The sequence below is a fragment of the Rhodothermales bacterium genome, from assembly GCA_034439735.1.
Lineage (GTDB): Bacteria > Bacteroidota > Rhodothermia > Rhodothermales > JAHQVL01 > JAWKNW01.
Window position 1 is genome coordinate 1 of sequence record JAWXAX010000166.1, and the last position, 25,314, is coordinate 25,314.

Annotated in this window: 15 protein-coding genes; 13 read left to right on the forward strand and 2 right to left on the reverse strand. The window is 62.5% G+C overall.

Annotated elements, in window-relative coordinates:
* On the reverse strand, window positions 1-1,162 hold a 1,162-nt coding region (locus tag SH809_12445), incomplete at its 3' end, for a transglycosylase domain-containing protein (GenBank protein ID MDZ4700508.1).
* A gap of 184 nt (window positions 1,163-1,346) precedes the next feature.
* The gene (locus SH809_12450) at window positions 1,347-2,117 is read right to left on the reverse strand and encodes a UDP-2,3-diacylglucosamine diphosphatase (protein ID MDZ4700509.1); all 771 of its coding nucleotides are present in this window, start codon (window positions 2,115-2,117) and stop codon (window positions 1,347-1,349) included.
* A 65-nt stretch (window positions 2,118-2,182) separates the two neighbouring features.
* On the opposite strand from SH809_12450, the gene SH809_12455 reads away from it, so the two are divergent.
* The 13 genes from SH809_12455 (at window position 2,183) to SH809_12515 (ending at window position 25,285) form a co-directional block, all read left to right on the forward strand.
* Complete coding sequence (locus tag SH809_12455) at window positions 2,183-2,869, forward strand: rhomboid family intramembrane serine protease (protein MDZ4700510.1); 687 nt, start codon at window positions 2,183-2,185, stop codon at window positions 2,867-2,869.
* Between the two features lie 146 nt (window positions 2,870-3,015).
* A complete protein-coding gene (locus SH809_12460) occupies window positions 3,016-3,975 on the forward strand; it encodes a rhomboid family intramembrane serine protease (protein ID MDZ4700511.1) in 960 nt (319 codons plus the stop codon).
* A 1-nt stretch (window position 3,976) separates the two neighbouring features.
* On the forward strand, window positions 3,977-5,071 hold the full coding sequence (locus SH809_12465) for an endonuclease/exonuclease/phosphatase family protein (protein ID MDZ4700512.1): 1,095 nt from the start codon (window positions 3,977-3,979) through the stop codon (window positions 5,069-5,071).
* A 128-nt stretch (window positions 5,072-5,199) separates the two neighbouring features.
* Window positions 5,200-6,285, forward strand: coding sequence for a flavodoxin-dependent (E)-4-hydroxy-3-methylbut-2-enyl-diphosphate synthase (ispG, locus tag SH809_12470; GenBank protein MDZ4700513.1), 1,086 nt, complete (start codon window positions 5,200-5,202; stop codon window positions 6,283-6,285).
* Window positions 6,286-6,416: 131 nt separating this feature from the next.
* Window positions 6,417-7,469, forward strand: a complete 1,053-nt coding sequence (locus SH809_12475; protein ID MDZ4700514.1) for a LacI family DNA-binding transcriptional regulator — start codon at window positions 6,417-6,419, stop codon at window positions 7,467-7,469.
* Window positions 7,470-7,506: 37 nt separating this feature from the next.
* Window positions 7,507-9,162: a peptidylprolyl isomerase gene (locus SH809_12480; GenBank protein ID MDZ4700515.1), complete on the forward strand. Its 1,656-nt coding sequence runs from the start codon at window positions 7,507-7,509 to the stop codon at window positions 9,160-9,162.
* Entirely contained in the window at window positions 9,155-12,013 is a 2,859-nt protein-coding gene (locus SH809_12485; GenBank protein ID MDZ4700516.1) for a TonB-dependent receptor, read from the forward strand. Before SH809_12480 ends, SH809_12485 begins: the two co-directional genes overlap by 8 nt.
* A 110-nt stretch (window positions 12,014-12,123) precedes the next feature.
* The gene (locus SH809_12490) at window positions 12,124-16,002 is read left to right on the forward strand and encodes a hypothetical protein (GenBank protein MDZ4700517.1); all 3,879 of its coding nucleotides are present in this window, start codon (window positions 12,124-12,126) and stop codon (window positions 16,000-16,002) included.
* A 58-nt stretch (window positions 16,003-16,060) separates the two neighbouring features.
* The gene (locus tag SH809_12495) at window positions 16,061-17,095 is read left to right on the forward strand and encodes a PorV/PorQ family protein (protein ID MDZ4700518.1); all 1,035 of its coding nucleotides are present in this window, start codon (window positions 16,061-16,063) and stop codon (window positions 17,093-17,095) included.
* Window positions 17,096-17,133: 38 nt separating this feature from the next.
* Complete coding sequence (locus tag SH809_12500; protein ID MDZ4700519.1) at window positions 17,134-19,188, forward strand: T9SS type A sorting domain-containing protein; 2,055 nt, start codon at window positions 17,134-17,136, stop codon at window positions 19,186-19,188.
* A 196-nt stretch (window positions 19,189-19,384) separates the two neighbouring features.
* Window positions 19,385-21,112 carry an FG-GAP-like repeat-containing protein gene (locus tag SH809_12505; GenBank protein MDZ4700520.1) on the forward strand — a complete coding sequence of 576 codons (1,728 nt, stop codon included), beginning with the start codon at window positions 19,385-19,387 and terminating at the stop codon, window positions 21,110-21,112.
* A gap of 309 nt (window positions 21,113-21,421) precedes the next feature.
* Window positions 21,422-24,454, forward strand: a complete 3,033-nt coding sequence (locus SH809_12510) for an alpha-amylase family glycosyl hydrolase (GenBank protein MDZ4700521.1) — start codon at window positions 21,422-21,424, stop codon at window positions 24,452-24,454.
* A gap of 33 nt (window positions 24,455-24,487) precedes the next feature.
* Window positions 24,488-25,285, forward strand: coding sequence for a hypothetical protein (locus SH809_12515; GenBank protein MDZ4700522.1), 798 nt, complete (start codon window positions 24,488-24,490; stop codon window positions 25,283-25,285).
* Window positions 25,286-25,314: the final 29 nt, after the last annotated feature.

A 25,314-nucleotide genomic window follows, 5' to 3' on the forward strand; every position in this document is an offset into this window, starting at 1 on the left:
CGCCGGCGCGCCGGCGGCTCCACTCAAAATCCACTACGGCCTGCAACCCCACCATCTGTTCCTCGACGGAGGCTTCGGCGAGCTCCTGGAGGCGCGAATCGAGCGTGGTGAAGACATAGAGCCCATCCGCATAAAAATCGGTGCCGTTGGCCTTCGACCAATCGTTCAGCCACTGGCGGACATATTCGGAAAAGTAGGGCGCGGGTCCCCGGGTGATTTCGTTCGGGTTGAAGTCCGTAGCGACCGGCACTTCCGCATGCAGTGTCAGAAACGCTTCGCTCAGGTAGCCGTGTTTGATCATCTGGCCCAGGACCACATTACGACGGCGGCGGGCGTTGTCCGGGTTGCGTAGGGGGTTGTATGCGGTGATGGCTTTGAGCATGCCGACGAGCGTCGCGCTCTGCAGCGTGTCGAGTTCGGAGGCGCTGACGTTAAAAAACGTCCGCGCGGCGGCCTCGATGCCGAAGGCGTTGCTGCCGAACTCGACCGTATTCAGGTACATTTCGGCGATTTCAACCTTGGTATAGCGGCGTTCGAGTTCGACGGCCGTCACCATTTCCTTCAGCTTGCGGCTGATGGTCTGCTGCTTTCCGATCTCTTTGTTGTAGAGGTTACGGGCGAGCTGCATTGTAATGGTGGAGCCTCCCTGGACATCTCCCAGCACCGTTTTGATGGCGGCGACGTGGAACCGGAAGAGATCGATGCCCCAGTGGTCATAAAACCGGTGGTCCTCGGTGGCGATGAGGGCATTGTGGACGTTCTGGGAGATTTCTTCTCCCGTCACGGAGGAGCGGTTCTGGCGGGCGTACCGTGCGAGCTCGACGCCGTCGGCCGAATAGGCGATGGTAGCCAGCTGCAGGGACGGGTTTTCGAGTTGTTCGAGGGAGGGAAGGTCCTCCTCGCCGAGCGTGACGAGAAACAGCGTGATGGCGCCGAGGCCGAGGAAAAAGATGCCGGCGAGGGTCCCCACGGCCAGTGCGGCCTGCACTTTGCGTCGGTCCCCGAGGCGACGATGCAGATACCCTAAGATACCATCCGTCGGTGGTTCAGAGGAGCCCCCCCTGGACGCTATGAAATCATGTGCCGCCTTCGTGCGGCGAAGATCCGGATTGTTGAAGTACTCCCTGAGTTCCTCATCGGTATAGGGCCAGTCTTCAGGCATAGTGCGAGCGGCAAGCTTGGAGTGACGAGGTAGATCCTTTCAGTGATACGAAATGACGTTACGCGTTAAAACGTTGCGCGGTGAACGTTTTGGCGTTGAACGTTGCTGATCTTGGTACGCTCAATTTAGCCGCAAAGCCCAATTCTAAAACCAAACGCGTAACGCTTTAACGCGCAACGCACGTTTACAAAGCGGTTCCGGGCGGCTCCGAAGGACTCTCAACGTCCCGGGCGTCGCTCCCGTTCCATTGCAGCAGGTGAATCCCGGATTCGTCCAGTATAGCCAACGTACGTGATGTTCGCCAGCAGCCTGTGTTTACATAAACGCCCTCCGGCCAGCGTTGGATCTCCGGAACGTGGCTGTGGCCCATCACAACGAGGCGGGCCGGGGTGTCCGTCAGTGTCCGGTGTGCCTTTTCGCGCAGGGCGCGTATGACGGCCGGGTTGATGACGTCGGTGTGGATGCGCCGGAGGACGCCGCGTGCGAGGCGGGCTCCGAGGTCGGCCGGGAGGAGGTTTCGGTAGAGCCACACCGGCGCCGGATGTCGGAGCGCCGCCTTGAGGGCGGCATACAGCGGCACACGCGAGCCGAACTGGTCCCCGTGCGCGAGATACGCCGGCGTGTCGCCGAGGTCCAGATGCACATCGGCGCGTACGATCTGGACGCCCAATTCGTCGTGGAAATACGTGAGGTGCCAGGGGTCGTGATTGCCGAGGACATACGTCACGCGCCGGCCGGCGTCCACCCAGTCCGCCAGCAAGCCCAGCAATCGGACCCCGCCTTTTGGAACGAGGTGGCGGTATTCGATGTACTGGTCAAAAACGTCACCGAGCAGCACCAAATGGCTCGTCCGCGCCTCATGATGCCGCAGGCACTGGAGGAGAGCGGCTTCATGGTGGCGCTCGGTTTGACGATCGCCGCGGCCGAAATGCATGTCCGAAACAAAGAGTACCACGGCGTAGGAGCTTAAACGAGAGTATACTTGAGGAGAGTATACGTAGCGCAACGGAGCCTTCCCAGATGTATCAAGATACCTATCGGCCTCAGTTACAATTCTCGGTGTTTCCACCGGTTCTGAAGAACCTGCTCATCATCAACGGGCTCTTGTTTCTGGGGCAGATGGCTCAGGGGAGCCCGTTGTCGCAATTTCTCGATACGTGGCTTGCGCTCTGGCCGTTGGGGGCGCCGGATGCGATCATGACATCGCGCGGGTTGCGGACGATGGCCGACTTCTGGCCGTGGCAGCTGGTTACCTACGGCTTCCTGCATGGCGATTTTTTCCACCTCCTGTTTAATATGTTCGCGCTCTGGATGTTCGGGGCTCAGCTTGAGAATGCGTGGGGGTCGAAGCGGTTCGCGATCTTTTATTTCGTCTGCGTCGTCGGCGCCGGCCTGGTGCAACTCGTCACCCAATACCTGTCGGGTTCGTACGCCGTCACGGTAGGTGCCTCGGGCGGCGTCTACGGGCTGTTGCTGGCTTTCGGTATGACGTATCCGAACCAGATCATCTACCTGAATTTTTTTATACCGATCAAGGCCAAGTGGTTCGTAGCCGGTATGGGCGCCATATCCCTGTTCTCGGGGGCGACCGGCGCGGCGGACGGCGTGGCCCACTTCGCGCACCTTGGCGGCATGGTTTTTGGTCTCCTGCTCCTGCTCTACTGGCGTGGCCAACTGCCCCTCAAGCCCGAAAAAACGCTGTATTGACCGTTTAGGCAGGCGGGGCGTGCGCCTTTACGGAGGGACATGAAATCGCTTCGGGTGTGTAAACCTTCTCGGACGAGGGTTGTATTAACCGAGCATCGAACATGCCGGTACGTGTCGACCAGAACGCCGGCCCGTGGATAAGCTGAATGAACGCCGTGAATCAATTCCAATCCTGGTATCGCATGCAGCCGCCGGCGTTGCGTGCGTTGCTGACGATCAATGTCGTCCTGTATGCGGCCTGGCTGATTCTTCGCTTCGTGCCACTGGTGGGGGATTTTGTGTATGCCCATCTGGCCCTGAACGCGGATCTGCGTACGGTCATCTTCAAGCCCTGGCAGTTCGTCACCTACAACTTTCTCCATCTCGGGACCAACTTCTGGGGGCTGATTCACATCCTGTTCAACATGCTCTGGTTGGTATGGATCGGCCGGGAGTATGAGGAATTACACGGCGCCCACCGGTTGATGGCGGCGTATCTGATCACGGGTGTCGGCGGCGGCGTGCTCACGGTCCTCCTGCATCTGATTTTCCCGGGGGTAGCGGCCTTCAGCGGCATCGTTCACGGGGCCTCGGCGTCGGTGTTGGGGATTATGATGGTGGTGGCGATCCAGTATCCGTTTAAGACAGTGGGCCTCATGTTCATCGGCAACATCCGGTTGCTGTATCTGGTCCTGGCCGTCCTGGCGCTGAATGTGGTGTTCATGTCCGATAGCAACACGGCTGTCGCGGCGCATCTGGGGGGGGCGCTGTTCGGGTTTCTGTACGCCAAAGCGGAAAGCCGGGGGGTGGATCTCTCGTCCTGGGCCCGGATCTTCTTCCGGCAGCGTACGCCCACGCGTAGCAGCGCGCAACGCGGCCGCACGCAGCCTCCGGAGGGTGTTCTGAAGCGGATCGAAAGCTGGCTCGCCACCCGTCAGAGCCGGCGCGTCCCACGGCCGGCGCCGCCAACGGTGTCCCGCCCGTCGGCGGCGGAAGTGGAACTCGATGTCGCCGAGCCTTCCGTTGAAAACGAAGTCGATCGCATCCTCGATAAGATCAGCGCCAGAGGATACGACGCCCTGACGGCCGAGGAGAAGCGCATCCTCTACGAGGCCAGCCAACGCTAACGTGAGTTCGAATCCTTCGGCGCATCGTTTTCGATGGTGGGCGTTTTACCTGCTCCACATCGTTGTTTTAGGCGTTTTTGTAGGCGGTTATGCCGCCCGCTATATCCACCCCGAGACATTCTGGTGGCTGCAACTGATCGCGGTAGGGTTGCCCTATCTATGCCTCGCCCTGATCCCCTTTGCCCTGTTGGTTGTCTATGCAAGGGCATGGCGCCTGCTGGCGGTTTATGTCATCGCGCTCGGGCTGGTGCTCGTCCGGTTTTCGCCTTTTGTCGGCGGCGCGTCGGATCCGGGCGAAGGGTTACGGCTCCTCTCGTTTAATATCGGGCACCTTGAGTCCTACACTGCGGTCCAGAGTCCAGACGTGCTGGCCGAGGTCGTGCAGCAGATGGAATCCGACCTATACGTGTTTCAGGACCTGCTTATTCGCTACCGCCGGCGCGAGCAGCGCATCGTGAATTTCCAGGGTCTGGAAAAGAAACTGGGCGCGGCCGGCGTGGTCGTTCACGCGGAAGAAGGGCCCCGCATCGAGACCACCTTCCAGCCCGTCTGGGCGCGCACGGGGCAGGTCATTCTCCTGGAGGAGCGACGCATCAAGATGGCGACGGACGACTCCCTGTCGATGGGGGTGACGCGGTATCGGTTTAGCTGGCAGGGGCGCGAAGCGGTGCTGTATAACGTGCACCTCCGCACCTTTGGCGAGCGGAAGCCCTGGTCCGATGCCGAACGCCGCCTGCTGTCGCTGGATTTCTGGCGGTCGTATCTCGGGCAATACCGCCAGGCGTTTCTGCTCCGGGCCGTGGAGTCCGAAAGCATTCGCGCGTTGATGGATCAGGAGACGCTGCCGCTCATCGTCAGCGGCGATTTCAACAGCACCGTGCATAACTGGTCGTATGCGCACCTCGCGGCCGGCATGCAGGACGCCTTCTCAGAAGTCGGCAAAGGCTTCGGCTTCACCTACCACACCCGGTACCCCTTCGTCCGGATCGATCATGTGCTGGTTTCGCCGGCATGGGAGATCCGTAGCGCGGAGGTGATCCTAGCCACCTATTCGGACCACCGCCCGCTCCGCGTCGTACTCGGTTGGCGACCGTGACGAGCGGCCATCAGGCCAGGCTGTGAGTAGACGCCGGTTCCCGTGTATCACGCGTATGGCCGGTCGCAACCTCGCGGGGCCAACCGTCGTTGAACGCCACCCTTGATTCCAGCTTTTACTCAATAGATATGCAACGTCCCCGTCGTATTTCGCGTGCCGTTCAGGTTGGTTCTGTCCAGATTGGCGGCGGCGCCCCGATCTCGGTGCAGTCCATGACCGTCTCCAAGACCCACGATGTGGAGATCTGCCTCGCGGAAATCCGCGGCCTCGCGGAGGCCGGGGCGGATATCGTCCGCGTCGCGGTGCCGCGCCCCGAGGACGCCGATGCGCTGCGGGACATCGTGCTGGGCTCACCCGTGCCGATCGTCGCCGATATCCATTTCAATTACCAGTATGCGTTAAAAGCGATCGAATCCGGCGTGGCGAAAGTGCGCATCAACCCCGGAAACATCGGGAAGCCAGAGTGGGAACGGGAAGTCCTGCTCGCGGCAAAGGCGGCCGGCATCCCCATCCGCATCGGGGTGAATTCGGGCTCGCTCGAGCGCGATATTCTCGATAAATACGGGTATCCGCAGCCCGAAGCGCTCTACGAAAGCGCGATGCGACACGTCGAAATCTGCGCGGCGAACGGGTTCGAGGACATCATTATTTCGGTGAAGCACTCGGATGTGTTCTTCATGATCCAGGCCTACAAGCTGCTGGCCGAGCGGACCGATTTCCCCCTGCACCTCGGGGTCACGGAATCCGGCACGCTCAGCTCGGGCACGGTCAAAAGCTCGATCGGCATCGGCGCGCTGCTCGCCGAGGGCATCGGCGATACGATCCGGGTGTCGCTGACGACGGATTCGGTGAAGGAGGTGGAAGTGGGGCACCAGATCCTTAAGTCGCTCCGCCTCGGCCGGCCGGGCGTCAATATCATCGCCTGCCCGACGTGCGGTCGGCTGGAAGTCGACCTCTTTCGCATCGCCGAGGAGGTCGAGGCGGCCATCAAGAGCCGGCGCTTCGAGAAGGACCTCAACGTGGCCCTCATGGGCTGCGCCGTGAACGGCCCTGGCGAGGCCGCCGGCGCCGACCTCGGGGTGGCGTGTGGCCGCGGCCGCGCGCACCTCTTCAAAAAGGGCAAGATCGTCAAGACCATCGACGAGGATAAGATCGTCGACGCCATCATCGACGCCATCGAACACTGGGATGATACGCCCGTGCCGGCGGCCTGATCGCCGCCGCGTCAAGGGTAATTCACAGTCACTCCCTTGATCTTCATAATCCCTTTTCATTACTTCCCTGGCCTCACGTGTGTAAGCGCTTACACGGTCCATGAATAGGCGGCCGACCGGTCGCTGTGCCTATGCGGAAGGAAGCTACGATTTACGACATTGCAAACGCCGCCGGCGTGTCCATCGCCACCGTGTCGCGCGTGTTCAACAACAGCCCCCGCGTCTCGGCCTCCACCCGGGATCGCGTGTGTGTGGTGGCGCGGGAATTGGGGTATGTGCCGCATCCGACGGCGCGCAGCCTCGCGAAACGTCGGTCCCACTGGATATCGGCCGTCATCCCCATGATGACGAGTTATTTTTACCTGGAGGTGCTGCGCGGCGTGCAGGACAGCCTGGTGTGCAGCGACTACGACCTGGTGGTGCACAGCACGGCATCGATGGAGACGATTGATGACCAGCTGGCAAACGTGATCCAGCGCGGCCGATCGGCCGGCGTCCTGCTCTTTAGCACGCCGCTCGACGCCGAGCGCACCCGCCTGCTCCAATCGAGCCGGCAGCCGGTGGTGCTGGTGGATGTCTACCACAGCGACTTCGACGCGGTATCGATCGACAACGAACTCGGCGGCTACATGGCCACCCGGCACCTGATCGAGCAGGGCTACCGCCGGATAGGCATCATCACGGCCAACGCGGCCTCGGCGCCATCCATTGAGCGGGAAAAAGGATACCGACGCGCCCTGCGCGAGGCCGGCATCGCGTACGACGAGGCCCTAGTCCGCGCCTCCGACGACCCGGACTACCACGGCTTCACGGAAGATGCGGGGCGTAGCGCCATGGAAGGGTTTCTCGACATGGATACCCCGCCAGACGCCGTGTTTGCCGTTTCGGATATCCAGGCGCTGGGCGCGCTCCAGGCCATGCAGGAGCGCGGCGCCACGGCCATTGGGTTGATCGGGTTTGACGATATCATGATCAGCAAATACGTCGGCCTCTCTACCCTGCGCCAGCCTATGTATGAAATGGGCCGCGTGGCGCTCGAGAAGTTGTTGCGGCGCATCGAGGCGCCGGAGCGCCCCATCTCCCAGATGCATTTTAACCCGCGCCTCGTCGTGCGGGGATCGAGCGCGCCGGCCGCCGGCGAACTCGCCCACTCGACCCCAATCACCGGAATCGCCTACGTCTAGCGAAATGAGAAGGGCTCTGCCGGTACATATCCTCTGTGTGGTTTCCGCCATCCTCCTGCTGATCCTGTCGGGCTGCGGCGTGGGCGATGGGGCAGAAACGCTCCCGAGCGTCGCCCGGGTCGATGGCGAGGCCATCGGGGTGGAAGAATTTCGGACGCGATATGTCGGGTATTTACTGGCAACCGGACTACAGGATAACCCGCGACACCGCACGCACCTGCTCCATACACTGGTTGCCGAGCGACTGCTGGTACGCGAAGCGCGTGAGGCCGGCGTCGAAGATCGAGCCGGCTACGCCGCCGCCGCCGAGCGCATCCGCGAGAAATTGCTGATCGAACTCTACGTCCAGCGCGCCCTCTACGATACCCTCCAAATTTCCGAGGAAGACCTCCAGGCCATGTTTGTCCGCGCCAACACGACGGTCGAAGCCCGTCACCTCTACGCCCGCACGCTCGACGAGGCCCTCGCGCTACGCCGGCGCCTGGACGGCGGCGCTTCCTTCGAGGAACTGGCGCGCGAGGTCTTCGCGGACTCGGCCCTGGCGCACTCCGGCGGATCGGTGGGAGCGTTCAGCATCGACGAGCTGGATCCGTCCTTCGAAGAGGCCGCCTACACCCTTCCGATCGGCGCCATCTCCGATCCCGTGCGCACGCAAACGGGTTATTCGATCATCCGGGTAGAGGATCGCTTCACAAAGCCCCTGTTGACCGAGTTCGAATTCGCCACGCGGCGGGACCGCATGGAGCACTACGTCACCTACCGCCGCAAAACAGCCGCCCGCGCCCAACACGCGCGCGACCTCGCGGCTGCGCTTGTGCCGGTGTACGACGAGGCCCAGCTGGCCCGGTTGCTGCGCCAGATCGTTGGGCCCCCCGTGCCGGATACCCAGGAAGAGGCGTGGTTGCAGGCGGAACTGGTGGCGTCTGGCGCACCCGATGAGCGGCAGAGTTGGAGCGTCGTCCGCTTTCGCGAGGCAGCCGCATCGACGAGCGAGGCCCAGCGCGCGGCCGTCACTGACCGGGAGACGCTGATGGCGTTTATCGAGGGCTTGCTTGTGCGCGAGGCCATGCTCGGAGCCGCCGCCGAGCGGCGGCTGGAGGAGGAGGAGGCCTACGCGCGGGCGTTTGAAGCCGCGATGCGCGATTGGATCCGGGAAGAAGTCATGCGCGACCTGGCGCGGGAGGCGCCTGTTCTAGAGGACTCCGTGCGCGCGTATTTCGCCACTTTTGGCCAGGAGTTCAGCGAGCCGGCGCGAGTTCGCGTCTCCGAAATCCTACTTGACAGCCCCGTAGAGGCGGCCCGAATGCGTGATCTGGCTACGCCGGCGACCTTCGCGGAACTCGCGCGCGCCCACTCCATCCGCCCGGGCGCCGTCGCCACCGGGGGCGACATGGGGTATGTGGCGGCAGACCAACTGGGCGTCCTGGCGGATCCGGTGTTTGGGGCGTTGGCGGGTACGCTCCTCGGCCCGATCGAAGTACGCGGCCACTATGTGCTCCTCCTCGTAGGCGACCGTCAGGAGGCGCGCCCTATGGCATTCGAGGCGGCCCGGCCGCTGATCGAGGAACGGCTGCGAAGCGGGTCGATGGACCGCGTGCTCCGGGCCCGTATCGAACAACTCCGTAGCGAAAGCAACGTCGAGATCGACGAAGCCACGCTCACCCAGATGGCGATCAAAAAGACCCATGTATAAACGGAACGGGCTACGGCTCGACCTTCAGTCTATGGTGCGTATTCTGATGTTGATGGCATTAATTGCCGGCGCAGGTTCCAGTGCCCTCGCCCAGACCGGCAAGATAGCCGGCCGCGTCACGGAAGGCGCCACGGGTGAGCCGCTGCCAGGCGTCAACGTGTTCATCGAAGGCACGACGCGCGGGTCGACGACCGACCTCGACGGTCAGTTTGTGATGATCGGCGTCCGGCCTGGCACCTACACCATCATCGCCTCGTTCGTTGGCTTCGCCACCGAGCGGCGAGAAGGCGTGGGCGTCAACCTCGATCTCACGACTACCGTAGACTTCGCGCTGCGCGAGGAGGTGATTCAGGGCGAGGAGATCGTCGTCACGGCGGATGCCATCGCGGTCCGTAAAGACATCACCAGCTCCGAGGCCCGCGTCTCGGCCGAAAAAATTGACCAGCTTCCCGTGACCGAGCTCAGCCAGATCCTGGAAGTCCAGGCCGGCATTACCACCCGCGACGGCATCCATATCCGCGGTGGGCGGAGCAGCGAGGTGTTGTTCATGGTGGACGGCGTGCCGGTGTCCGACAGCTACGACGGCTCCCAGGCCGTGCAGCTCGAGAACGACGGCATCCAGGAGCTGCAGGTCATCTCCGGCACGTTCAACGCCGAGTTCGGCAACGCGATGTCGGGCGTGATCAATGTCGTCACCAAGGAGGGGAGGGGGGATCGATACACGGGATCGGTGGAGGCTTACGCCGGCGCCTACGTCGTTCCCGGCGGCGAAGGTCCGTCGGTGTTGCGCGGAACGGATGTGGCGGAGCTGCAGGACCCCGAGACCGGCATCCTATACCGCGACATCGACCCATACTCGTATCTCCCCCTCGAGCCGACGCATTTCGAGAACGTAAAGGTGGCGCTGGAGGGCCCTGTGTTTGGGGATCGGTTAACGTTTTTTGCCCTGGGCCGCTACTTCAAGAACGACGGCTGGCTCTTCGGCTCGCGCAACTTCAACCCGAACGGCACCCGCGGCGATAGCGCTATCGTGCCGATGAACGAATTCGAGAAATACAGTTGGCAGGGCAATCTGAAGCTCAAGCTCAGCCAGAACATGACGCTGAACCTCATCGGCCTCGGCTCCATCAGCCGTTCCGACGACCTCGGCGGCCGGTACCTGGGGTTCCGGTGGAATCCGGAAGGTATCCCCCAGTTCAAGGACGACGGCTACGACGCCAAGCTGAAACTGACACACATCCTTAGTTCGCGCACATTTTACACGTTCGACCTGGCGACATTTTTCCGAAAGGCAGAGTCGTACCTGTACGAGGATCCGTTTGATGCCCGGTACAACGACTTCCTGATCAATCCGCCCGACTCCGTGGTCACGGGCGGCGGCCGGTTCTTGCGCGGCGGGACCGACCTGGGCCACTTCAACCGGTCGACGCGCTCGTACATGGTCAAGTTCGACCTCTCCAGCCAGTTTGGCCGGCACCACCTGGTGAAGGCCGGCCTGCTCGCGCGGCTCGATCAGCTGGATTTTGAGGCGTTCAGCCTCATCCCCGCCGTCGATCCAAGCGGCAGTCCGGTCGTCCCGTTCCGGCCGGCGATCCCCGTCGAGACCTCCTCGGCCTTTAATGCCTTCGAAGGCGCCGAGCCGATCACCCTGAGCGGGTATCTGCAGGATAAGATCGAGTTCGACAGCTTCATCGTAAACGCCGGCTTCCGGGTCGATTACTTCGACTCGCGGGCGACGCTGCCGGCCGATTCCGAAGACCCCAACATCTTCAACCCGCTCAAGAAGATCAACCGCTTCCGCGACGCCAATGGCGACGGCGTCATCACGATCGACGAAGAGACGGCCGAAAACGCGCGGACCGTGGCCGAGCGCGAGGCCTACTGGTACACCGACGCCGACGCCAAATTGCAGCTTTCGCCCCGCCTGGGCGTCGCCTATCCGATCACGGCCGAGGGCGTCATCCATTTCTCGTTTGGACTGTTTTTCCAGATCCCGACGCTGAATAACCTGTTCGATGGGTCATCCTACAAGCTGCCCACGTTGTCCGGCCAGTATGGCCCGTTCGGCAACCCGAACCTCGAGGCGCAGAAGACCACGATGTACGAGATCGGGTTCAAGCAGGGGTTCGGCGATGGGGCCTACGTGGTGGATCTGACCGCCTATTACCGCGACGTGCGGAACTGGGTGTCGACGTCGACCCTGATCACATCCGCCCTGCCTGGCGTGAGTTATGTGATCTACACGAACCGGGACTACGCCAACACCCGCGGCGTGACCCTTACCCTCTCGCGTCTGTTCAGAGAGAACTACGGGTTCGATTTTAACTACACCTACCAGGTGGTCGAGGGCTCGAATTCCAACCCCGCCGATGAGTTCTTCTCGTTGCTCGGCAACAATCAGCCGACGCTCGCGCTGCTGCCGCTCAACTGGGATCAGCGCCATAAAGTGGCCGGCGCCATCTACGGCGGCAAGGATGGATGGAGCGCGTCGCTGCGGCTCCGGTTCGAGTCCGGCTTCCCGTACACCCCATCGTTCCCCTCCGCCTCGATCGTCGGGAACGACGTGCAGCCGGAGTTTTCGACGAACTCGCGCCGGCAGCCCGGCGCCTACGAGGCGGACCTGAGCCTGAGCAAACAGTTCGGAGCCGGCCGGATCCGCCCGCGTGTGTTTGTGGAGGTGTATAACGTGCTGGACTCGCGCAACATCAACGGCGTCTATGCGGACACCGGCCTCCCGGATCTCACGCTCGAGCAATTCCGGCAGGGCGCCGTCGACCCCGGGTTCTGGATCCGACCCGATTTTTACCGCGAGCCGCGCCGCGTCCAACTCGGCCTGGATATTAGATTTTAGTCATGCAAAAGATAGATCACACCCTTTTGGCGATGTTCGACGTTCAGATGATGCCGGGTTCTCCTTTCTCTACAAGGTCGCGTCATCCCCGCGAAAGCGGGGATCCAGCCTTGAGCCAGTCTGGTGGATGGATCCCCGCCTCCGCGGTGATGACGAGTAAGGTGTTCGGACCCGTCCTATCTCTCATCGGTCCTTTTTGGATCGCTGTCGTACTGCTCCTCGGCGTGGCCGTGCCAGCCGTTCGGGCCCAGGGCGTGATCGACCGTAACCACGTACCGGGCAACGAACGCGTCGATCCGTTCGAGCGGCGCAGCGACGTCATCGACGGGAATAACATCCGCGCCACCATCACCAATTGGGCGCAGACGGCCAACTCCGGTAGCCCGGGCGACTTCCTGTACGAATGGCCCAAAAACACGAACCGGATCTACATCGCCCTGACTCAGCTCTGGGTGGGCACCGAGGCTACCGACCGGAATGGCGAGGACCTGTGGTTGGTGGAGGTGTCGGATTTTCGCAGCAATCCGGTGGATGAAAACCGGTCGTGGACGTTCGAGCCGATCCAGGGGTATGTGAACCCCGCCGGCAGGGCCTTCGGCATCGCCCAGTCGGACGAGCCGACCTCCTGGCCATCCTCCTGGCCCGATAAACTCGACGATGCCACCGATCCCGGTTGGGCCGGCTCGTGGAACGGCTTCTTTGGAAAAGATAACTTCAACGCCGACCAGGAATTCTTTTACAAAGTGGGGGACGACCAGTACGACCGATATCCCTCCTACTTCCCCGATAGCACCGACCTCACCCGCAAGGGCCTCGGCCTTGTTACGGAAGTGCGCACCCTCGCCTGGAGCCAGATCCTCATCGACGACGTCGTCTTTCTGCTCCATGCCGTGAAAAACGACGGTACGGAGGACCTCGACCGTGTCGGGTTCAGCCTCTGGCTGGCCGATCTCGTCGGCGGGGACGCGTCCGACGACATCCCCTTCTTCGACATCCTGGAAGACGTCGCCTTCATGACCGACGCGGACGGCATCGGCACGGAGCCGTTCGGCTCGGATCCCGTTGGGACGGCGGCCTTCGCCTTTCTCGAAACGCCCGGCAACGCCACGGACCGCATCGACAACGACGCCGACGGATCGACGGCGGAAACGTGTACCCCGGCGGTGGGCGAGTGTACCAGCCCGGTCGTGCCCGAGGGATTTCTGGTGGGTGAAAACCCCAACAACGGTGTTGATGACAACAACAACGGTCTGATCGACGAAAACAACACCCACGTCCCGTTCTCGGGCGAACAGGCCCAGAGCCCGGGTGTAGGGTATGCCGATTATATCGACAACGACGGCGACGGCGAGCAGGGCGGGCCGGTGGTTACCCAGACGATGATCGACGAGGCGTCCGGCGACGGTTTCCAGCGGTGGCCGCCGAATCCGCCGGCCGGCCGGGTGCATCTGATTGGCGTGGACGCCGCGGACCTCGGGCGAGGCTTCAAGGATGGGATCGATAACGACGATTCGTGCGTCGCGCCAACCGCCGCGTATCCCTACCTCGGCGAGCCCGGTTCGCCGGCGGTCACCCAGGCCATGATTGATGCGGCGGCAACGGACCCGTACCGGCGCTTCCCGGTCCCCGGCACATCCGTCGTGCTGTATGATGTTGGCCCGGAAGACCTCGGGAAGTGTTATGTCGATGGGGTCGACAACGATGAAGACGGCGCGATCGACGAGGGCATCGACGAAGGCATCGACGAGATGATCGACGAGAGCCGCGCGGATGGGATCGACAACGATGGCGACTGGAACCCGCTCCAGGACGACACCGGCCTGAACGGCGTGCCGTTTGACAGCGACCCGGGCGACGGCGACGGCGCCCCGACCTCCGGCGCCGGCACAGACTTCCCCGGCGAGCGCAATATCGACGTGACCGACGTCTCGGAATCCGACCAGATCGGCATCACCAACGTCCAGATCATCCCGGCCTTCACGCTGAACTTCAACAGCCAGTCGGACCGGTTCCTGTTCTTCACCTTCATGATCCCGGGCGATTTCGACATCACGATCCCCGAGCCGGGCGAGAACGACATCGTCGTCACGAGCAGCCTCTTCCCGCTCAAGGCCGGCCAGACGGAGCGAATCTCGATCTCCGTGCAGCTGGGGCTCAATCAGCAGCAGGTGATCGACTCGCGCGAAAAGGCGCTCCAGGCCTATCTGGAAGATTATCAGTTCGCGCAGGCCCCGATCACGCCCGAACTCACGGCCGTGCCCGGCAACGGGCAGGTGACGCTGTACTGGGACAGTGATTCGGAGGAGTCGTTCGACCCCTTCCTGAACGGGCTCGGCCTCGAGGCGCGGGACTTCGAGGGGTATCGGGTCTATCGATCGACGGACCCGGCGTTTCTCGATGCGACGGTGATTACGGATGGATTCGGCAACCGCCTGCTCCGCCGACCGATCGCGCAGTTCGACAAGATCAACGGGTTCGAAGGGTTTCATCCGGTCGATGTGAACGGCGTCAAGTTCTATCTGGGCGATAATCGACAGACGGCCGGCGAAGATGCTACCGGGCTGAGCCATTCATATATCGATACCGACGTGACGAATGGCATCACGTATTATTACGCCGTGACCGCGTACGACTTCGGCGCCGTCGGGGCCAACATCCCGCCGACGGAGACCCCGGTCCGTATCCGCCGGCTCCCCGATGGCACGGTGGAGACAGGACGGAATGTGGCGCAGGTGGTGCCGAGCGCCGCGGCTGCCGGCTTTGTCGGCGCCACGTTGCTTGCGCCCGACGGGAGCGCCGTGACGAACTTGCCGCGCACGAAAGGCTTCACCTCCAGCCGCATCCAATATGGCATCCTCGATCCACGAGCCATCAAGCCCGACCACGTCTACCGCGTCACCTTTGAGGACACGCTTAAAGTGGGCAGCAGCGCGACGCCGGATACGCTGACGACGAAGACCTTCACTCTGATCGATGTGACCGAGAACCGGGTGCTGCTCGATCGATCGACCCGTTTCGGAGAGGGTAAGGAGTTCCCGATTTTTAGCGACGATGGGGAGGCCATCGGTTTCCAGCTCACGTTCCTACCCGAGCCGTTTATCATCTTGAACAGTACGGAAACGAGGTGGAATCGGGAGGAGATTTATCCCATTGCCGCCGAACCCTACCTCGCCGCCGGCTTCATTCGCGGTCTGCGTAACCCCGCCGACTACCGGATCGAGGTCGTCGGCGCCGGCGAGGGGCAGTCGACGGCCGCCCAGGTGCGCCGCACCGTGTCCCTCCCGGCTCGGCCGACCAACGTAAAGGTCTTTAATACCTCGACGGGCGAGGAGGTCAAGTACGCGTTCTGGGATCTGACGGGAGAAGACTTCCAGGGCGCCACGGCGACGACGCCGGCGACCTTCGGTACGGAGCCGACGAGTGCCGAGAGCGACCGCATCATCGTCATCGAGCCGGCCGTCGGCGACGCGAGCCAGACGGATATCGTGACCTGGATGTTCAGCCTCAACTTTGTACTGCGGGACCGGCAGAACCCGCAGGCCGGCGATGCGATCGACATCAAGATCCGCAAGCCGTTCCTCGCCTCGGACGAGTTTGAGTTCGTCACACGAGAGCCCAGGATCGATACCGAACTGGCGAGCGCGCAGTTGGACGATATCCGTGTCGTCCCCAACCCGTACGTTGTCACGAACTCGTTCGAACCGCTCAATCCATTTGCGACCGGGCGCGGGCCGCGGGTCATCCAGTTTATCAACCTGCCGCCCCAGTGCACGATTCGCATCTTCACCGTCGGCGGTAAACTCGTGCGCACCATCGAGCACAACACCGGAGCGAACCAGAGCCTCACGCCGGCCGATCTGATGAATGGCATCGCCGAGTGGGACCTCGAGAGCGACGACAATCTCTCCATCGCCTACGGCATCTACCTCTACCACATTGAAGCACCCGGCATCGGCGAACACGAGGGCACCTTCGCCATCATTAAATAATGCGAATCAGGAGTTGGGCTATGTCTACGATCCCCTCCTCGTCCTTTGAATGATACCTATGCAACCAATTAGACTCGGCCTTGCCCTGCTGCTCGCCCTCGTGGCGACGCCGGCCTACGCGCAGTTCGAAAGCCTCACGCGCGCCGTCACCAAGCGGGGCACCACGGCGGCCGACTTCCTGTCCATCCCGGTGGGAGCGCGGGCGACGGCGATGGGGAACGCGATCACGGCATCGGTCGACGACGCTACATCGATTTATTGGAACCCGGCGGGCCTCGCCGGCATCGATAAAGGCGCCGTCACCCTCGAATACGCCGACTGGCTCGTGGGGCTGGACTTCAACTTTCTCTCCGTCGCCCTTCCGATGGGCAACGGCGCCATCGGGATCGGGTTGACGTCGATGCGCACGCCGGACATGGAGGTGACGACGGTCGACCAGCAAAACGGCACCGGCGAGACGTTCACCGCCGGCTCCTACGCGCTGGCGCTAAGTTACGCACGCGATCTCACCGATCGGTTTTCCGTCGGCGGCTCCGTCAAGGTCGTCAACGAACGCATCTGGAATTCGAGCGCGAGCGGCGTCGCCATCGATGTCGGCACCCTGTTCATCACACCGTTCCGCGGCATCCGGCTGGGAGCATCCATCACCAATTTCGGTAGCAAGATGCAACTCAGCGGCGACGACCTGCTGGTGGTGGTGGATATCGACCCCAACAACGGCGGCAATAACGAAAGCAACCGGGCGCTCCTGCGGACCGACGCGTACGACATGCCGCTGACGATGCGGATCGGCCTCGCCGGCGAAGTGTTCTCAAACGACATGAGCCGGCTCACCCTCGCCGTCGACGCCCTCAACCCGAACAACAGCGAACAATACATCAACCTTGGCGCAGAACTCGGCCTCTTTAACGACCTGGTGATGCTCCGCGGCGGCTACAGCGAACTCCTGCTCGACGATGCCCTGCGCTCGTTCACCGCCGGCGGCGGCCTGCGCTACGGCTTCGGCAGCCTCGGGTTCGCGCTCGATTACGCGTTCGAGACGCAGGCGTATTTCTCGGGCGTCAACCGATTTACCTTCGCTCTGCAGTTTTAACTAGACCCTAACCACAACAACCAAACATCCCTAACCTCATGCAATCCTTTACCAAATACGTCATCCCCCGGCTGGCGCTCCTGCTTCTGGCGGTGGGCCTGACCAGCACGGCCGAAGCGCAGCGTACCGTTACGCTACGGCTAAACACGGCGACACTTCCAGATACGACCTCCATTGAGTCGCTCATGGAAGTACGCGGCGCGTTTACAGCTACGCCTCCCGATACGCTTCCCGATGGCAACATCATCAATTGGGGCCCTGAATCGACCCTTGAACCAGCCAATGTCGGAGGCGATTACTGGGAAGTCAGCTTCCAACTCGCCGACACGGCTGCACTCGCCTTTAAGTACTTCTCCGAACAGGCGGACACCGGCGGCTCGGGTATTGGCGGTTGGGAAGACGGCGGCGACCATCAACTCGCAGCGGGCGTCGGCGACACGACGTTCACACTCCATTATTACGAGAAGGGCGCCGATAAAGCGTACGATTGGAGTCCCTTCGAAAGCAAGGAAGATTCGGTGGGGATCTGGTTTCGCGTATTTATGAACACCGAAGCCGCGTTTGTTGGAGACGTCACGTACGACCGCTCGGAAACGCCCACGCAGCAGATCGGTGTTCGTGGGGACGGTTTGGGCGGCGCCAGCCAATTGAGCTGGGATGCAACGCTGGTCACGCTCACGCGGGAAGCCAGCGAGAATTCGCGGCCAGGGTACGACCTCTTTTCCGGCGTTGCCTACTACCCGGCTTCAGCGGCGGGAACGACTCAGCCGTACAAATTCGTGATGCAGGATGGCGCCAGCGTAGGCTGGGAAAGCAGTGCGGACCGCACGTTCTCCATCCCCGCAAGCGATAGCACGTTGCACTGGGTCTATTTCAGCAACTCCAAGCCGGCGGCCGGCGCGGAACTGGTCACGTCCACGATCATCGCGGCCGTGGACTTGTCACCTCTTCAAGCGATCGGCATCTATGACCCGGCGCGCGGAGATACGCTCCAGATCCGGGGCGGGTTTAACGGGTGGGGATGCGCGAACCCAACGATCTGCTTGCTGCAGGACGTGCCCGGCGAGGATGTATTCGAGGTAGCCATCCCGGTCACTCAATTCCCGAATTCGCCCAATTCCTACAAATACTACATCGATTTTAATAACGCGGAGTTTCTGGCCGCATTCGGGAAACGGCCGGTTGCCGGTTGGGAAGAGCCGATTTCCACGACGGGAGCGGATCGCTCCTTTACCTTCCTCGGAACAAGCCCGGAGCAGGATCTGGGCGTTCAATTCTTCAACGATATCCTCCCGGGGAATATCATCGAGGATAACACCAGCATCGATGTCACCTTCCAGGTCCGGATGGACTCGGCGCTCGTCAACGAGGCTACGCCATTTGTGCCTGCCGTAGACTCGGTGACCATCGAATTCGGCGACCCGATCTGGGCGTTCACGCAGGGTCTCCCGAGCGAAACGGTCTGGAATGACTCGGCGCAAGACTCGGTGTCCGCTTATCCGGCAACGCTCAGCCTGCAGTCGATCGTACTGAAAGACGAAGACCTGGACGGTCTCTACACGGGTACGATGACGGTCAACGGCCCTACGTTCTCCGCCATCCAGTACAAGTACGCCTATGGTAACTCGGCGACTCTGTTCACGGAGCCGGGCGGCAGCACCTCCGGCCTCGGCCGCCGGCGCACGCGATTCATCACGCCGAATGTCGACGGCTCATGGCCGACGGAGTGGACCTTCCCCGAGGAAACGTTCCTCGTAACGGGTCTGCTGCCGTTCGAGACCAACCCGGCCACGTCGGTTGCCATCGAACGCGCTAACGACGAGCTGCCCACGCGGATCGCCCTCGAAGCCAACTACCCGAACCCCTTCAACCCGGTCACCACGATCGAATACAGCATCGCGACGACCGAACATGTGAAGCTTCAGGTATTCGATCTCACCGGTCGCCTCGTCGCCACGCTGGTCGATTCTGTCCAGCCGGCCGCGAACTACCGCGTCGGGTTCGAGGCACAAGACCTCGCCAGCGGCATGTACCTCTACCGCCTGCAGTCCGCCAACACCACCATCACCCGCAAGATGGTGCTGTTGAAGTAAAGTGCCTGTCTGTCATCTCGACCGAAGGCCCGATGGATCGGGCCGCAGTGGAGAGACCTCCCGGTGCATGGCGGTGCCATTTGTCAGGAGGTCTCTCCGCTTCAACGCCGGCAAGCCGGCGTTTCCGGTCGAGATGACATGATTACGAGGGGCGGCCGGCAACCTGGCCGCCCCTTTTTTTTAATCCCCCACTCCGATGATAACGCACCTGCCATGCTGGGTCGCCGTGCTCCTCGTCGTCAACTCGGCAAGCGCCCAGTCCATTCAATTCGAGCCTGCCCCGGCCAACCTCGCGACGGGCGGCCCGGCCTACGGCGTCGCGGTCGCCGACTATGACGGCGACGGCCAGGACGATCTCTACATCGCGGCCCTCCAGGGCGGCTCGAAGCTCTTTCGTACTACCGGTAACTGGACGTTCGAAGACGTCACCACATCCGCCGGCGTGACGGTCGCCGGCGAAGCCGTCAACCCCCTCTGGGGAGATATCGATAACGACGGCCATCCCGATCTTTTTGTGGGCGTCCGATCCTACTCGGGCAAATCCAGCAAACTCTTCCTCAACAGGGGAGATGGCACTTTCGCCGACATCACCGTCGCGAGCGGCATCGATACCACACTGATCGTGGGCACGGCGGCCTTTGGCGATTACGACGGGGACGGCCGGCTCGATCTGTTCGTCGCCACCCGCGACTCCTACGACCGGCTGTACCGAAATACGGGCGAAAATGGGCCGCTGTTCGAAGACGTCGCCGGCGAAGTCAACGTCCTCGGTTTCCCGCAGTCGATCGCCATGCAGGCGACCTGGACCGACTACGACCAGGACGGCATGCTCGATCTCTTCGCCGTCCACGACGGCAATCTCGTCAGCCGGCTCTATCGCCAGACCAACGGGCATCCGCGCTTTCAGCACCAGATCGGCACGACCGGCCTCGCGGTCTCTCGCAGCGCCATGGGCGTCGCCTGGGGCGATTACGACAACGACGGTTGGGACGACGTCTACGTCACGAACATTGCGGAAGCCAATCTCTTCCGAAACCGGGGGGATGGAACGTTCGAGGATGTCACGGCGGCCTCCGGTGCCGGCCGCAACGGCATGGCGTGGGGCACGGTCTTCGCAGATTTCGATAACGATGGCGATCTGGATCTCTTCGCCGGCAATACCTTCGGCTACGATGCGTCGCCGGCCATGCTGTACGAAAACGAGGGCGGGATTTTTACGGATCGAGCGGCAGCCGCCGGCGCGGCGCTTCGGGTCAACGTGTTCGGCGTTGCCACGGGCGATTTCGATCAGGACGGCCGAATCGATCTCGTGGTCGCCAATGAAGGGGGACAAAATGCCCTGCTCTTAAATAAAACCGCCCCCGCCGGCGCGTGGCTCCAGCTGCACCTGATCGGCGAGACGGCCAACCACATGGCCATCGGCGCCAGGATCCGGGTTGTCGCCGCTGGCGTCGGGCATCAACGCACGGTGGATGGCGGGAGCAGTTACGCCTCGCAGTCCAGCCCCACGCTCCACGTCGGCCTCGGCGAGGCCGATCGCGTCGATACGCTCCAGGTGATCTGGACCGATGGGAGCGTGCAGACGCTTACCGATCTGCCGGCGAACACACGGTACACCCTCGCTCAAGGCGGTGCGGTGAACGTGAGCGCCGAGCGGGAGTCGACCGCGACGTTCGCCCTCTCCCTGTACCCGAACCCGGTAGTTGACCGTGCGACGCTTACCTTCTCGTTGGACAAATCTGCTCCGGTGACGGTCGAGCTGGTGGATGTCCTCGGCCGCCGGCTCCGCACGTGGTCGCCCGGGACCCTGTCCGCCGGCGCACACCAGATCGCCATCGACCGTGCCGGTTTGCCGGCCGGAGTGTACCTGATTCGATGGCGCGCGGGAGCATCGACGGTGACGCGAACGGTGCTGATTGTGTAGCGTGAGTCTGCTACCTCATCTATTTCAGCACCGTCATCCTCGACCCCGATCGGGGATCCATACGAGCTTCACAATTTGCATAATGTCGCTATTGGAACCGCAAGCGAGGTATTCTCATGCCTCCTATGGGTCCCCGCGTACGCGGGGATGACGATGAAGGAGACGACGAATCAACGTTTGAGTTCGGTAGAACTTTGTTACGTTTGGGTTGACTGCATCTCTATGATGCCCGACATATATCATGTCCCGAAAGAGGGCCCATTGAGGTATAATCAGTAAGCCGGACGACCCGGTGTAAACGATAATTCCATGATCCGACCCCACTCGTTTTTCCTCGCCCTCCTGACGGTTGTGGCACTCCCTCTCGGCGCCCGCGCCCAGAGCCTCGACGTCACCTTCCGCTACCTCGGCCAGCCGGCCGACGGGATCGTGCGCGCCTTCCTGCCCGGCGAGTTCAACAACTGGGGACCGAATGCAGGGGGGATTATCGCAGCTAACGCCCCTTCGGGCATGACCTACGTCGATTCGCTCCAGCAGTGGATCTACACGATATCGCTCCAGGCCGGCCAGACCTACCAGTACAAAGTACACGCCCATTTCAACGACGCCGGCACCAGCAACGCCTGGCTCACCGATCCCCTGAATCCACGCTCCAACCCGGCGGAGAATAATAACTCGGTGGTCACGATCAAGGACCCAATGGTCTTCCAACTCGCGACCGAAGAGGACGCCGACGGCCTCGTCGCGGCCGTATCGGCCGGCGCGTTCGGATCGCAGGCGCTGACCGACATCCGCTTTTGGGTGAACGGTGTAGAACGGGAGGGAGGTGGATTCTACAACGCGGAGACAGGGGTTTTCAGGTTCGAACTGCCGGCCAGAGTCAAGGCCGGATCTCAGTTCAAGATCCGCGTGCAAGATGCCATGGGCCGGCTGGATTCCCTGGAGATCGGCGCTCTGCAGCGGCCCATCACCTGGGCGACGCCGGCCTTCCGCACCGTGCGCGAAACCGTGCAGGTCCGCGCCCAGCTCTCCGGGCAGGACGGGAGCATCGACTCCTCACTCTCCGAGGCGACGCTGTTCGTCAACGGCGCGCCCCAGCCCGTGACGGTGTTCGCAGGCACGGCCACGCCGGAGGTCGACCTCCAAATGGGCGAGAACCTCCTCGTGCTCGAAGCGACAATCCAGGGAGACCTCTTCGCCTCGGACACCCTCCGCCTCACGCGACGCATCCACCCGCTGGACCTCGTGTATGTCGAACCCGATGTCCAGGGCGCCGGCGGGTCCTTCCAGGTCACGCTTATGCCGACCGACATCGCGCCCGGCGATCTCACTGTCGAATGGGCGCTCGACACCCTCGCTACAACCGCCGAATTGATGGGACTCACCTTCGCCGGCCTCTCGGCTTCCGGCGCCGCCGGCCCGGGGGAAATCTACCTTGAAGCCCTGGCCAGCGGTGGGGCAGAGGAGGCGGTAGTCCGTCGGATTGCTGTTATTGTTGAAGACGATGGGGCGGTCCGGGAGATGGCCTACGAAGAGACGCCGGCGTGGGTCGACCGCGCCGTCGTTTACGAGATCTTCCCGCTCAGCTTCGGGCCGCAGGCGACGGGCACGCCGGCGAATCCGGGCCGGCGGTTCGAGGAGATCACGGCGGAGCTGGACTACATCGCCGACATGGGCTTCACGGTGTTGTGGTTCATGCCGATCATGCACAACCAGTTCATGGACCCGATTTCGGGGGGGTACAACATCATCGATTTTTACAACGTCGATCCGAAACTCGGCACCAACGACGACATCAAGGCGCTGGTCGTCCGCGCCCATGAGCTGGGTCTGAAAGTCATCCTGGACATCACCCCCAACCACGCCTCGCCGATCCATCCCTGGGTGGATGCGCTCAAAACCGCCGGCAGCGCCACGCCCCCGGGCTCCTACATCCAGGTCGAACCCAGCAACCACGACCGCGGCCTGGACGGACGAGGACCCAACCTGCCGGAGGTCTGGCAGGCGTCCGCCGGCGCCGACCTGTACCGTAAGTACGACGGCTTCGGCGACCTCGCCAACCTGAACTGGGACGACGACGACCTCCAGGCGGAGTTTCTCGACATCCTCGCGCACTGGGTGGAGGAGTTCGACATCGACGGCTGGCGGTTTGACGTCTACTGGGGGCCGTGGCGGCGGTATGGGCCGGAACGGTTCGGTGGGCCGATCCGCACCCACATGAAGCGCATCAAGCCCGACTCATGGATTCTCGGGGAGATCGAAGGCACGGGCTTCTCGACGGAGGTGTATTATGCCGACGACGACAACGGGACGCCGGTGGTGGGGGGGATGGACGCCGGCTACGACTGGTCGTTTTACTTCAATGGCATCCGCGGGACGTACCCTAACGTGGCCAATTACGACAATCAGGCTAGAAACGGTGGCTTCTGGCCGGGGCCCAACGCGCGGTACTTCCGTTTCCTTGAAAACCACGACGAACAGCGCATCGCGAAATCTTCGGTCATCGCCGGCAACCCGCAGCGCATTCTCCCCCTCACGGGCTTCCTGCTCACTACGACGGGCGTCCCGATGATCTATCAGGGCCAGGAGGTGAACTTCGGCGACGTCGCTGGCGATGAACGCCGCGTCTCGGTGTCGTGGCAGACGGATCTAAACGGCGTATTCGCGCGCTTCCACCAGCAACTCGCCCATGCACGCGGGCAGTTTCCTGCGTTTGCGACGCAGGCATTGACCACGCTGAACACATCGAATGCCGTCTATGCTTTCGTCCGGCCCTATCTGGACGAAAACGCCGTCGTCGCCATCAACTTCTCAAGCGAGGCCCGCACCCTCACGCTCAACCCCACCGCGTCGGTCGAGCTGACGACGGATGGCCCGATCGTCTACCACGACCTCTTTGCCGGCACGTCGTTCGTCGACCCCGAGTTGGATGGATTCGTGATGATGCTGGAGCCGTACGAGACGGTCGTCCTCATCGCCAACGCCGGCCAGGATATCGTCTTCGACCTTCCGGCGCTTCCCGCGCTGCCGTTTGATGCCGTCTACACCGGCGTCGAGGATCGAGATCGCCCGCTGGCCGGCGCCTTCCGGCTGGATCAGAACTTCCCGAACCCGACCAGCGGGGAGACCGCTATCCCCTACGTCCTCGGTGAATCCGGACACGTACGGCTCGAAGTCTACGATGTACTCGGCCGCCTCCGCGCGGTGCTGGTGGATGGCGTCCAGCCGGCCGGCGTGTATCAGGTGCGCTTCGGCGGGGGGGCACTGCCGAACGGTACGTATTTTTACCGACTCGAAGCCGGCGGAGAAGTCGCGACACGTACGTTATCCATCGCCCGCTGAGCCCGATACTGAAACCACAATCTACTTTGTAGTATGAACACGGATCGTCGGTATACCGAGGAGGAAATCGCGGCCATTTTCCAGGAGGCCACCCGTGCGCAGGAGTCCGTAAAACAAAAAACGGCGCACCAGGAAGGGCTCACGCTGGAGGAGTTGCAGGCCATCGGCGCGGAATCGGGCATTACGCCGGAGTTCATCGCGCGGGCCGCGGCGTCGCTCGATCACGCCGGCGGATCGGTCATCCGGGAGACGTTTCTAGGGGTGCCCGTGAGCGTCGGTCACACCATAGAACTGCCCGGCCCGATGTCCGATCTCGAATGGGAGCGTCTGGTCGTGGATCTCCGCGAGACCTTCGAGGCGCAGGGCAAGATCCGACGCGACGGCGCGCTACGCGAATGGTCGAATGGCAACCTGCGGATTGCGGTGGAGCCCATGGACGCCGGCTGGCGGCTTCGGATGGGGACAAAAAAGAGTGATGTGAAGGTCGGACTCGTGATGGGAGGCATGGGTCTGATCCCGAGCATGGTGTTTTTTCTGGGATGGCTGACGGGTAGCATGCCAGCCATCAAGGATGTCGGCCTGTTGTCCGCCGTCAGCCTGCTACTGGTGATGAGCCTGATTCCGATTATCATGGGGTTCACCACAAACCCGCGTTGGGCGAAGACGCGGCGTCGTCAGATGGAGGAGGTGGCCGGCCGGGTGATCGAGCGCGCTGGTGGGGCACACGAGCAGAAAACGGACGCCCCGAATCCCGTCATTCGTCTGGAGGAGACCGAATCCACCGAGGCGGAACCCGAGCGGGCCTCCCGTTCGCGGGCAACCGAGCGCTGAGGCCTGGATAGGCAGGATCGCGTCATTTC